Genomic DNA, 12,126 nt, shown 5'->3' with positions numbered 1-12,126 from the left:
GGATCAGCTGTGCAGGAAGTGCATCACGTCGCCGTCATGGACGACATAGGCCTTGCCCTCGGCGCGCAGCTTGCCCGCCTCGCGTGCCTTGGACTCGCCGCCCAGCGCGATGAAGTCGTCGAACGCGATCGTCTCGGCGCGGATGAAGCCCTTCTCGAAATCGCCGTGGATCTCGCCCGCGGCCTGCGGTGCGGTTGCGCCCGCATGGACGGTCCAGGCGCGTGCCTCCTTCGGGCCGACCGTGAAGAAGGTCAGCAGGTGGAGCAGCTTGTAGCCTGCGGTGATGACGCGGGCGAGGCCGGTTTCTTCCAGCCCCAGCTCGCCCAGGAACTCGCCACGATCCTCGACGGGCATCGTCGCGATCTCGGCCTCGATCGCTGCCGACACGACGACCGCCTCGGCACCCTCGGCCGCGGCCTTCTCGAACACCCGCGCCGACAGCGCATTGCCGTTCGCTGCGTCGCCCTCGTCGACGTTGCAGACGTACAGGACGGGCTTGGCGGTCAGCAGCTGCGCCTGCGCGAACACGCGCGCCTCGTCCTCGTCCTTGGGCACCGTCAGCCGCGCGGGCTTGCCTTCGCGGAGCAGCTCGAGCGCCTGGCCGAGCACGGCGGCGCCGATCTTGGCCTCCTTGTCGCCCTGCATGCCCTTCTTGGCGAGGTTGGGGACGCGCTTCTCCAGGCTTTCGAGATCGCTCAGCATCAGCTCGGTCTCGACCGTCTCGGCATCGGCGATCGGATCGACCTTGTTGTCGACATGCGTCACGTCGCCATTCTCGAAACAGCGCAGCACATGGACGATCGCGTCGACCTCACGGATGTTGCCGAGGAACTGGTTGCCGAGCCCTTCGCCCTTCGACGCGCCGCGCACGAGGCCGGCGATGTCGACGAAGCCGAGTTGGGTCTCGATGATCTTCTGCGAGCCGGCGATCTTCGCCAGCGCGTCGAGCCGCTTGTCGGGCACGCCGACATTGCCGACGTTCGGCTCGATCGTGCAGAACGGATAGTTCGCCGCCTGCGCCGCGGCCGTCTCGGTCAGCGCGTTGAAGAGGGTGGACTTGCCGACGTTCGGCAGCCCCACGATGCCGCAGCGAAAACCCATGATATGCCCTTGGTATAAGATTGTGCGGGCGCTTTAGGGCAGGGCGAGGAGGAACGCCAGCAAGGACGCCTACGCACACGACCGGGCGCGACTTCCCTTATCTCTCCCACCCCGGCGAAGGCCGGGGCCCAGGTGGGGGACGTTGCTCATGAAGGTCGGCACGCCGTTACTGCGACCTTTCCAACTGGGCCCCGGCCTTCGCCGGGGTGGTCGCTGATTTCAACATTCTACTGATCGACCCAAGCGATTGCCGCAATGCAGCAAAATTATCGTACCGCTCGGTAGATATTGCGAGTCCCGTGCGTATATCGCGCTCTGCCAGTCAGATTTAGGAATAGCATGACCACCACCGCCAAGGGCTACGCCGCCCAGTCGCCCGAGACGCCGCTCGCACCGTTCAGCTTTGAACGCCGCGCGCCGGGCAAGACCGACGTCGCGATCGACATCGCGTTCTGCGGCGTCTGCCATTCGGATCTCCACACCGCCAAGGGCGAGTGGGAAGGCACGCTGTATCCGTGCGTCCCGGGCCATGAGATCGTCGGCCGCGTCACTGCGGTCGGTGACGACGTCACCAAGTTCAAGGTCGGCGACATCGCCGGCGTCGGCTGCATGGTCGACAGCTGCGGCCAGTGCCCGTCGTGCACCGATGGCGAGGAGCAATATTGCGAGACGACCGGGTTCGTCGGCACGTATAACGGCCCCGATCCCGTGCTCGGCGGTCACACGTTCGGCGGCTATTCGGACCATATCGTCGTCGACGAGGGCTTCGTGCTGAAGGTTTCGCATCCCGAGGCCGATCTCGCCGCGGTCGCGCCGCTGCTGTGCGCGGGCATCACCACCTATTCGCCGCTCAAGCACTGGAAGGTCGGCCCCGGGCAGAAGGTCGGCATCGTCGGTCTCGGCGGTCTCGGCCACATGGGCGTCAAGATCGCCAACGCGATGGGCGCCGAGGTCTATGTCTTCTCGACCTCGCCGAACAAGCGCGAGGATGCCAAGCGTCTCGGCGCGAAGGACCTGATCGTGTCGAAGGATGCCGATGCGATGGCGGAGCATGCGAACAGCTTCGACTTCATCCTCAACACCGTTGCTGCGCCGCACAATCTCGACCCCTTCCTCGAGCTGCTCAAGCGCGACGGCACGATGACTCTGGTCGGCGTGCCTGCCGAGCCGCATCCGTCGCCCTCGGTCGGCAATCTGATCTTCCGCCGTCGCCAGCTGGCAGGCTCGCTGATCGGCGGGATCGCGGAGACTCAGGAAATGCTAGATTTCTGCAACGAGCACGGGCTGGTCTCGGACATCGAGATGATCAAGATGGACGAGATCGAGCCGGCCTATGACCGCATGGTCAAGAGCGACGTGAAGTATCGCTTCGTCATCGACATGGCGTCGATGAAGACGGCGGCCTGATCGGGCAGGGGGCGGCGCTCGCCGCGAGTGCCGCTTCCCCCAATTACCTCCCCGGCGAAGGCCGGGGTCCAGGTGGGAAGGCCAATGTGATGCAGGCCAGCCCTTCGTTAGCGACCTTTCCCAACTGGGCCCCGGCCTTCGCCGGGGAACGGTCGTTTCAAACGATCACCCGGCCCCTAAATTACCACCGGTAATTGAAACTGATGCTGATCCGCTCGCCCTTCGCAGCATTCGGCACGACCTCATGCCTGAGCCAGCTCTCCCAAAGAAACACGCTCCCCGGCTTCGGCACCGCATAGACGAACGTCCGCAGATCCTCCGGCGCGTCGTCGAGCCGGGTCGGCGCGGCCATCATCATCGGCAGCCGCGGATCCTCCAGCTTCAGTGCGCCCGCGCCTTCGGGGATCGTCACGTACATCGTCCCCGACACGACGCTGTGCGGATGGATATGCCCCGAATGCGCGCCGCCTGGCTTCAGGACGTTCACCCACAGGCTGTCGAGCTTCAGCTTCCGCCCGCCCAGATCGAACGCGCAGTCCTTGGCGAACGCTGCGACATGCTTGTTGAGCAGCCGCACCAGATCGCCGAACCGCGGATCGCGCAGCGGCAGGTCGTTGAGCGAGGCGTAGGACGTATACCCGCGATAGCCATGCGCCTTGGACCAGCCGATGCCGGCGCGGTCCGCCTTGGCCAGTTCGCGCGAGGCGTCCTCGAGCTCGTCGACCAGATGATCGTCGCCGAGATCGGCCTCGTAGAAGCGCGTGGCGAACAGCGAGCGGGTGGTCATGGTTGCATCCTCACAGCGACATCATTCATGAAGCGGACGTCGTCGCCCGCCGCCAGCCACGCGGCCTCCGCGGCGATCGCGCCGAGCATGTCGGACAGCGGCTCGATCTCCGTCTTGGCGTAATTGCCGAGCACATAGCCGGTGACCCGGTCCTTGTGACCCGGATGTCCGATGCCGAGCCGCACGCGGCGGAAATCGGGGCCGAGATGCTGATCGGTCGAGCGCAGCCCGTTATGCCCCGCGGTCCCGCCGCCGGTCTTCACCTTCACGCGGAAAGGGGCGATGTCGAGCTCGTCGTGGAACACCGTCAGCGCGTCGACGTCCAGCTTGTAGAAGCGCAGCGCCTCGCCGATTGCGCGGCCGCTCTCGTTCATGAAGGTCGCGGGCTTCAGCAGCAGGATCTTTTCCGATCCGATCCGGCCTTCCTGCGTCCAGCCCTGGAACTGCTTCTTGACCGCGCCGAAGCCGTGCACCGCGGCGATCGCGTCGGCGACCATGAACCCGACATTGTGCCGGTGCATCGCATATTGCGCCCCCGGATTGCCGAGTCCCGCCCAGATCTGCACGTGTGATTCTCCAAAAACGATCGTTGCCCGCGCCCCAAACCGTCATTCCCGCGGAGGCGGGAACCCATAGTGGCAAACCTCTCGATTCCATAGGAAGGTCCGAGGGTCTGGGTCCCCGCCTGCGCAGGGAGGACGGCTTTTTTGGGGGGGCGGAATGGCTTACAAAACGAAACGGGCGGGAAAGCCCTAGCTTTCCCGCCCGCCAGATCATCCGAAGACGAAGGAGATTAGTCCTTCTTCTGCGGCGTGATCTTGTCGTCGTCGTTGTGATCGTCGTTAGGCTCGACCACGGGCTCTTCGTCCGAAGCAGCCTCGGCAGCCTGCGCCTCGGCGACTTCAGCCTCGAGCTCTTCGTCCTCGACGGTCGGGACGGTCGGCGGCACGATCGTGGCGATCGCGAAGTCGCGGTCGTCGATCGCGGGCGTCGCGCCCTTGGGCAGCGTCACGTCGCTGATGTGGATCGAATCACCGATTTCCATGCCGGCTAGCGAAATCGAGATCTCGCTCGGGATGTCCGATGCGTCGACGACCAGCTCGACCTCATGGCGCGTAATGTTGAGGACGCCCTTGCCCTTCTTGATGCCCGGTGCGTCGTCCTCGTCGGTGAACACGATCGGCACGGCGACCGTGACGGTCGAATGCTCGCCGATGCGCAGAAAATCGACATGGATCGGGCGATCCGTGACCGGGTGGAACGCAACGTCCTTGGGCAGCGTGCGCACGCCGTTGACCATCACGACCGAATTCATGAAGTGGCCGGTCATCAGCGCCTTCATCAGCGCCTTTTCCTCGAGGTGAACCGAGGTGGGTTCCTTGTTCAGGCCGTAGATCACGGCAGGCACGCGGCCATCACGACGCAGCGCCCGGGAGGCTCCCTTGCCAACCCGGTCACGCGTCTCGGCTGCGAGCGTCAACTGGTCGCTCATCAATATTCTCCGAAACTCGTTTGTTGTTCTTCCCGCCCACGCCTCCAGGGATGACCATGGACCGGAAGCGCGGGCGCATAGCGGAAGCGACGGCGAAAAGCAATATTCCCCCTCTCCCCCGCGGGGGAGAGGGAGGGGCCCGCACGCACTTGCGTGTGGGAGGGTGAGGGCACGGTCTGCCCCAACTGCGTGCCCTCACCCTTCCGTCGCCTACGGCTCCTCCCTCCCTCTCCCCCGAGGGGAGAGGGATTCGGTCGCTCAATACTTGACCCGCTCCGCCGTCACGCCGAGCTTCGCCAGTTGCGCCTGAACGCTATCGGCACCCGCAAGATGTCCGGCGCCGACCGCGACGAACACCGTCCCCGGGCTCTTCATCCGGTTCGCGACCCACTCCGCCCATCGGGCATTGCGATCGACCAGCAGGATCTTTGCCACCTCGGGCGAATCCTTCAGGCTCTCGTTCATCTCCTTGGCGAGCGCCTCGGGATCGCCCTTCGCCCATTCGTCGACCATCGTCGCCATCGTCGTCTCGAGCTTGGGGAGTTCGTCGATCGTGCTGCCGAGGAACTGCAGCTGTGCCTGTTGCGACAGCCCGCCGAAATAGCCCAGCTGCTGTTCCGCCGTCTCCAGCCCCGTCACCGGCTTCCCCGCCGCCTTGGCCGCGGCAGTGATCACCTGCTCGGGCCCGTTCGCGGCGTCATAGCCAAGCTTCGACAGCGGCGCGATCGACAGGTTGGTCGCCGCGAGCCACGGGCGGAACCGGTCGAACGCGTTCGCCGGCAGCCCCAGATCGGTCACTGCCTTGGCATAGGCGGCGCGCTTGTCCGCCGGGATCTGTTCGGTCAGCGTCGGCCCGTCCCTCGTCACGCCGGTCGCCATGACCAGGGTCTGCATCTTGGCGGGATCGGGCATCACCAGCTCGAGCACGACCTGCTGCGAGCGGTCGAACGCGGTCTTCACCGCCTCGTCGAACCAAGTCATGCCGGGTTTCAGCACATGGATCGTCCCGAACAGGTAGATCGTCGTGTCCTTGTCCTTCACCACCCACAGGGCGGGATCGGCATCGTTGGCGGCCTGCGCGGGCTTGGGCGCGACCTGCGCGCAGGCGGGGAGGGCGAACGCCATCGCGATGGCGGACAGCGTCGAGCGCAGCGGGGCGGAGCGAAGCGACGCGAGTCGGGAAAACAGCTTCAAGGGGAGGGCATCCTCATCGTTGGTCGGCCCCATGTAGGATGCGCGATCGCAACGCACCACTTGCCTCGCGCACCCCCATCCGCCAAAGCCCGCGCGTGACCCAGCCCCTGAAAAAGCCTCTTAGCTTCCAGCGCATGATCCTCACGCTCCATGACTATTGGAGTGATCACGGGTGCCTGATCCTGCAGCCCTACGACATGGAAATGGGTGCGGGCACGTTCCACACCGCGACGACGCTCCGCGCGCTCGGTCCGAAACCGTGGAACGCCGCGTTCGTCCAGCCCTGTCGCCGTCCCACGGACGGCCGCTACGGCGAGAACCCCAACCGGCTCCAGCATTATTACCAGTATCAGGTGATCCTGAAGCCATCGCCGGCGAACCTCCAGGAACTCTATCTGGGCTCGCTCGCTGCGATCGGCATCGACATGCTGAAGCACGACATCCGCTTCGTCGAGGACGATTGGGAAAGCCCGACGCTCGGTGCCTGGGGGCTTGGCTGGGAGGTCTGGTGCGACGGCATGGAGGTGACGCAGTTCACCTATTTCCAGCAGATGGGCGGCTTCGACATGAAGCCCGTTGCGGGCGAGCTGACCTACGGGCTCGAGCGGCTGGCGATGTATATCCAGGACAAGGACAGCGTCTACGACCTCGCGTTCAACGACGCCGGGGTGACCTATGGCGAGGTGTTCCTGGAAAACGAGCAAGAGATGTCGAAGTGGAACTTCGAGGTCGCCGACACGGACTCGCTGTTCGACCAGTTCCGCAAGCACGTCGCCGAATGCGAGAACAGCTTGAGCCACAAGCTGCCGATCCCGGCCTATGAGCAGGCGATCAAGGCCAGCCACGTCTTCAACCTGCTCCAGGCCCGCGGCGTCATCTCGGTCGCCGAACGCCAGGCTTATATGGGCCGCGTCCGCGACCTCGCCAAAGGCGCCTGCGCCGCCTGGATGGACAAACACGGATGGGCCGCATGACGCGCCTCCGCAGCGCCGCAGGCCCCGATCAATCCTTCTTATCTCTTCGCGCCTTTGCGCCTTCGCGTGAGAAAATCATGTTCACGCAAAGGCGCGATGGCGCGAAGATGGAGCGCCCCGCGTGACCGACTTCCTTCTTGAACTCCGCTCCGAAGAAATCCCCGCCCGCATGCAAGCGCGCGCGCGTGAAGATCTCGCCAAGCTGTTCAGCGCCGAGCTCGCCAAGGCCGGGATCGCCACCAGCGATATCGTCACTTACGCGACGCCGCGCCGCCTGGCGCTGATCGCACGCGACCTGCCGATCGAGACCGCCGCCGTCTCCGAAGAGGTGAAGGGCCCCAAGACGTCGGCGCCCCCGCAGGCGCTCGAAGGGTTCCTCCGCAAGACCGGCCTCATGCGCGAGCAGCTGGTCGATCGTGTCGGCACGTTCTTCGCGGTCACCGAAAAGCCCGGCCGCGCCACCGCGGACGTGCTTGCCGAGGCGATCCCTGCGATCGTCCGCGCGTTTCCCTGGCCCAAGTCGATGCGCTGGGGCGATGCCTCCGCCAGCACCGAATCGCTGCGATGGGTCCGCCCGCTGCAGGGCATCGTCGCGCTGCTCGGCGAGACGATCGTGCCGTTCGAGATTGCCGGCATCGCGAGCGGCGCCGCGACACTCGGCCACCGCTTCCACCATCCGTACCAGATCACGATCGGCGGTGCGCACGACTATGTCGAGAAGCTGCGCGCCTGCCATGTCATCGTTGACCAGGACGAGCGCGCGATCCTGATCCGCGATCACGCACGCGAGGCTGCGATTCAGGCCGGGCTCGAACTGATCGAGGACGAGGGCCTCGTCGCCGAGAATGCCGGGCTCACCGAATGGCCGATCCCGCTGCTCGGCCGGTTCGATCCGGCGTTTCTAGACGTGCCGCCCGAGGTGATCCAGCTCACCGCGCGTGTGAACCAGAAATATTTCGTCTGCCGCAGCGCCGACGGGACGCTGGCGAACGCGTTCGTCTGTACCGCTAACATCGCTGCGCACGACGGCGGCGCGAAGATCGTCGAGGGCAACCGCAAGGTCCTCGCCGCGCGTCTGTCGGATGCGAAATTCTTCTACGACACCGACCTGAAGGTGCCGCTCGAAGAGCAGGCGGAGAAGCTCGAAAAGATCGTCTTCCACGAAAAGCTCGGCACGGTGGCGGACAAGGTCGACCGCGTCGCCAAGCTCGCACGCTGGCTGGTAGAAGAGGGTATTGTAACTTCTGCCCCCCTCCCCTTCAGGGGAGGGGCCGGGGGTGGGGAGTCTCCGCAAATGCCCAAGTCCGTGTCCGCGGACAGCCCCCACCCCAACCCCTCCCCTGAAGGGGAGGGGCTTGCAGACCTCGCCGATCGCGCAGCGCGTCTCGCCAAGGCGGATCTCGTCACCGGCATGGTCGGCGAGTTTCCCGAATTGCAGGGCCTGATGGGCGGCTACTACGCCGCAGCCCAAGGCGAGCACCCCGCCGTCGCTGCCGCGATCCGCGACCATTACAAGCCGGTCGGGCAGGGCGATGATGTCCCGACTGACCCGGTGACGGTAGCGGTGTCGCTGGCGGACAAGCTGGATACGCTATTCTCGTTCTTTGCCGTGAAGCTATTTCCAACTGGCTCAAAAGACCCGTTCGCTTTGCGAAGGGCCGCTCTGGGTGTCTTGCGGACCATTCAAAAGGCCAATCTCAAATTCAAGATCGACGCGGCAGCTCGCGCCTGGTCTGGGGAAGAGAACGCTGCGCTCGGTATAGTACTCTCCGACTTTCTGCATGATCGCCTCGGCGTTCAGCTGCGCGAAGCCGGCATCCGCTATGATTACGTCCAAGCTTCCACCGGTTGGAGCACTGGAAGCGACGACCGCATTGATCGGGTCGAAGCGCGGGCCAAAGCGCTCGCGAATTTTATATCGACCGAGGATGGGAAGAACCTGCTCGCCGGCTACAAGCGCGCGGCCAATATTCTGAAGAAGGAAGCCCCTTCTACTTCCCCTCTCCGCGTAGGGGAGAGGGAGCAGTATGCGCCCGAACCCGCAGAGGCCGCGCTCCAGTCCGCGCTCGACTCCTCGGAACCTCGCGCAACTGCAGCAATCGCGGCCGAAGATTTCGCCGCGGCGATGGCCGCGCTCGCGTCGCTGCGGGCGCCGATCGATGCATTCTTTGATAGCGTTATCGTCAACGACCCTGATCCCGCCAAGCGCTCCGCCCGTCTCGCGCTACTTGAGCGTGTTCGCGCCGCAGTGCACAACGTCGCGGACTTTTCAAAGATCGAGGGCTGACCCGCCCCGCTTGCAAAGACAATCTCTGCCGCCTTGCGCGCAACAACACCTAGAGGACCTGCGATGACCCAATATGTGTACCGTTTCGGCGGCGGTGTTTCGGACGGCGGCAAGGGCGACAAGAACCTGCTCGGCGGCAAAGGCGCGAACCTCGCCGAGATGGCGTCGATCGGCCTGCCGGTGCCGCCGGGCTTCACGATCTCGACCGATTTCTGCGCGGTCTATTATGACGAGGGCGGCCAGTTCCCGCAGGGCCTGCGCGACGAGGTCGCCACCGGCCTCGCGCATATCGAGGGCGTGACCGGCAAGGTGTTCGGCGACGCCGCCGACCCGCTGCTCGTTTCGGTCCGCTCGGGTGCCCGCGCCTCGATGCCGGGGATGATGGACACCGTCCTCAACCTCGGGCTCAACGACGAGACGGTCGAGGGCCTCGCTGCCAAGTCCGAGGACGCGCGCTTCGCGTGGGACAGCTATCGCCGCTTCATCCAGATGTATGCCGACGTCGTCCTCGAGCTCGATCACGGCGCGTTCGAGGAAGCGCTCGAGATCGCCAAGGAAGACCAGGGCTTCACGCTCGACACCGAGCTGAGCGCGGACGACCTGCGCGCGCTGGTAACCGAATATAAGGGCCTCGTCGAAAAGCTCTGGGGCAAGCCCTTCCCGCAGGACGTCCACGACCAGCTCTGGGGCGCGGTCGGTGCGGTGTTCGGCTCGTGGCAGTCGGAGCGCGCGAAGGTCTATCGCCGGCTCAACGACATCCCCGCCAGCTGGGGCACCGCGGTCAACATCCAGGCGATGGTGTTCGGCAATATGGGCGACACCTCGGCGACCGGCGTCGCGTTCACGCGCGATCCGTCGAAGGGCGACCGCGCCTATTACGGCGAGTTCCTGATCAATGCGCAGGGCGAGGACGTCGTCGCCGGCATCCGCACCCCGCAATATCTCACCAAGGTCGCGCGCGAGGACGCCGGCGCCAAGGCCGCCTCGATGGAAGAGGCGATGCCCGAGGTGTACGGCCAGCTCGCGGGCGTTTTCGACACGCTCGAAAACCATTACCGCGACATGCAGGACATCGAGTTCACGGTCGAGAAGACCAAGCTCTGGATGCTCCAGACGCGCGCGGGCAAGCGGACCGCCAAGGCCGCGCTCAAGATCGCGGTCGACATGGCGAATGAGGGGCTGATCACGCGCGAGGAGGCGATCCTGCGCGTCGAGCCGATGGCGCTCGACCAGCTGCTCCACCCGACGCTCGATCCCAATGCCAAGCGCGACGTGCTGACCAAGGGGCTTCCCGCCTCGCCGGGCGCAGCCTCGGGCGCGGTGGTGTTCGATGCGGATGCGGCGGAGAAGAAGGCCGCCGACGGCGTCGCGGTGATCCTCGTCCGGACCGAAACCTCGCCCGACGACATTCATGGAATGCACGCGGCGCGCGGCATCCTGACCGCACGCGGCGGGATGACCAGCCATGCGGCGGTCGTTGCGCGCGGCATGGGGCGCCCGTGCGTCTCGGGCGCGGGTACGTTGTCGATCGACACCAAGGCGAAGATCATGCGCTGCGGCGGCCGCGAGGTGAAGGAGGGCGACCTGCTCACGATCGACGGGAGCACCGGCGAAGTAATGATCGGCGCGGTCGCGACCGTGCAGCCCGAGCTGTCGGGTGATTTCGGCACGCTGATGACCTGGGCGGACGAGGTTCGTCGCCTCAAGGTCCGTGCCAATGCCGAGACGCCCGAGGATTGCCGGGTCGCGCGCGAGTTCGGCGCGGAGGGCGTCGGGCTGTGCCGCACCGAGCACATGTTCTTCGAGAGCAGCCGCATCACCAACGTCCGCCAGATGATCCTGGCGAGCGACGAGAAGGGCCGCCGCGCCGCGCTCGAGAAGCTGCTCCCCGAACAGCGCAAGGACTTCACCGAGATCCTCGAAGTGATGGCCGGGCTGCCGGTGACGATCCGTCTGCTCGATCCGCCGCTCCACGAATTTCTGCCGCACGAGGAGTCCGAATTCGCCGAAGTCGCGACCGCGGCCGGGATCGACGTCGACACGCTCAAGCGTCGCGCGGCGGAACTGCACGAGTTCAACCCGATGCTCGGCCATCGCGGCTGCCGTCTCGGCGTGACCTATCCCGAGATCTACGAGATGCAGGCGCGTGCGATCTTTGAGGCGGCGGTCGACGTCGCGGAGAAGTCTGGCGCGGCCCCGATCCCCGAGGTCATGATCCCGCTGGTGGCGACCCGCCGTGAGCTGGAGCTGATGAAGGTGGTCGTCGACAAGGCCGCGCAGGCGGTCTTCGCCGACAAGGGCCGGACGATCGAATATCTGGTCGGCACGATGATCGAGCTGCCCCGCGCCGCGCTGCGGGCTGGCGAGATCGCGGAAGTCGGCGAATTCTTCTCGTTCGGCACCAACGACCTGACGCAGACGACGCTGGGCGTCAGCCGCGACGACGCGGCGCGGTTCCTCGGCGCCTATGTCGAACAGGGCATCTATGCGAAGGACCCGTTCGTCAGCATCGACGTTGAGGGTGTCGGCGAACTGATCGAGATCGCCGCAGAACGTGGCCGCAAGACGCGCTCGGGCATCAAGCTCGGCATCTGCGGCGAGCATGGCGGTGACCCGGCGAGTATCGCATTCTGCGAGAAGGTCGGCCTCGATTACGTCTCGGCCAGCCCGTACCGCGTGCCGATCGCGCGGCTTGCGGCGGCGCAGGCGGCGCTGAACAAGCAGTAACCAACCACCCCGGCGGAGGCCGGGGCCCAGGTGGAATGTCCAGAGTAACTAGGGACCCTCCACAGCTACCAAACATTCCCAACTGGGCCCCGGCCTCCGCCGGGGTAGTGCAAAAGAGTGTTTCCCCGCGAAGGCGGAGATCCAGACTGGGCTCCCG

At 65.6% G+C, this 12,126-nt stretch carries 9 protein-coding genes; 4 read left to right on the top strand and 5 right to left on the bottom strand.

The window, feature by feature from the left end; genetic code table 11:
• Positions 1–3: 3 nt before the first annotated feature.
• Complete coding sequence (ychF, locus tag IFT54_RS11115; protein WP_056406069.1) at positions 4–1,101, bottom strand: redox-regulated ATPase YchF; 1,098 nt, start codon at positions 1,099–1,101, stop codon at positions 4–6.
• A gap of 339 nt (positions 1,102–1,440) precedes the next feature.
• Between ychF and IFT54_RS11110 the strand changes: the two genes are divergently transcribed.
• Positions 1,441–2,508, top strand: coding sequence for an NAD(P)-dependent alcohol dehydrogenase (locus IFT54_RS11110; protein ID WP_192070673.1), 1,068 nt, complete (start codon positions 1,441–1,443; stop codon positions 2,506–2,508).
• A 181-nt stretch (positions 2,509–2,689) separates the two neighbouring features.
• On the opposite strand, the gene IFT54_RS11105 is transcribed toward IFT54_RS11110, so the two are convergent.
• From IFT54_RS11105 to IFT54_RS11090, 4 genes are all read right to left on the bottom strand, one after another.
• Entirely contained in the window at positions 2,690–3,295 is a 606-nt protein-coding gene (locus tag IFT54_RS11105; protein ID WP_192070672.1) for a TIGR02466 family protein, read from the bottom strand.
• Positions 3,292–3,861 (bottom strand): aminoacyl-tRNA hydrolase, encoded by a 570-nt coding sequence (pth, locus tag IFT54_RS11100; RefSeq protein WP_031441582.1) that lies wholly within the window; start codon positions 3,859–3,861, stop codon positions 3,292–3,294. Before pth ends, IFT54_RS11105 begins: the two co-directional genes overlap by 4 nt.
• A gap of 227 nt (positions 3,862–4,088) precedes the next feature.
• Positions 4,089–4,787: a 50S ribosomal protein L25/general stress protein Ctc gene (locus tag IFT54_RS11095; protein WP_043156676.1), complete on the bottom strand. Its 699-nt coding sequence runs from the start codon at positions 4,785–4,787 to the stop codon at positions 4,089–4,091.
• A 258-nt stretch (positions 4,788–5,045) separates the two neighbouring features.
• Complete coding sequence (locus tag IFT54_RS11090) at positions 5,046–5,912, bottom strand: TraB/GumN family protein (RefSeq protein WP_192070806.1); 867 nt, start codon at positions 5,910–5,912, stop codon at positions 5,046–5,048.
• Positions 5,913–6,115: 203 nt separating this feature from the next.
• On the opposite strand from IFT54_RS11090, the gene IFT54_RS11085 reads away from it, so the two are divergent.
• The 3 genes from IFT54_RS11085 (at position 6,116) to ppdK (ending at position 11,969) form a co-directional block, all read left to right on the top strand.
• Positions 6,116–6,955 (top strand): glycine--tRNA ligase subunit alpha, encoded by an 840-nt coding sequence (locus IFT54_RS11085; protein WP_192070805.1) that lies wholly within the window; start codon positions 6,116–6,118, stop codon positions 6,953–6,955.
• Between the two features lie 121 nt (positions 6,956–7,076).
• Positions 7,077–9,242, top strand: a complete 2,166-nt coding sequence (gene glyS / locus IFT54_RS11080; protein WP_192070671.1) for a glycine--tRNA ligase subunit beta — start codon at positions 7,077–7,079, stop codon at positions 9,240–9,242.
• Between the two features lie 63 nt (positions 9,243–9,305).
• Positions 9,306–11,969 (top strand): pyruvate, phosphate dikinase, encoded by a 2,664-nt coding sequence (gene ppdK, locus IFT54_RS11075; protein ID WP_192070670.1) that lies wholly within the window; start codon positions 9,306–9,308, stop codon positions 11,967–11,969.
• Positions 11,970–12,126: the final 157 nt, after the last annotated feature.

The organism is Sphingomonas sp. CFBP 13714 (assembly GCF_014842205.1).
Lineage (GTDB): Bacteria > Pseudomonadota > Alphaproteobacteria > Sphingomonadales > Sphingomonadaceae > Sphingomonas > Sphingomonas aerolata.
Note: the sequence above shows the minus strand (reverse complement) of the source record. Positions and strands in the feature narration are given on the sequence as shown.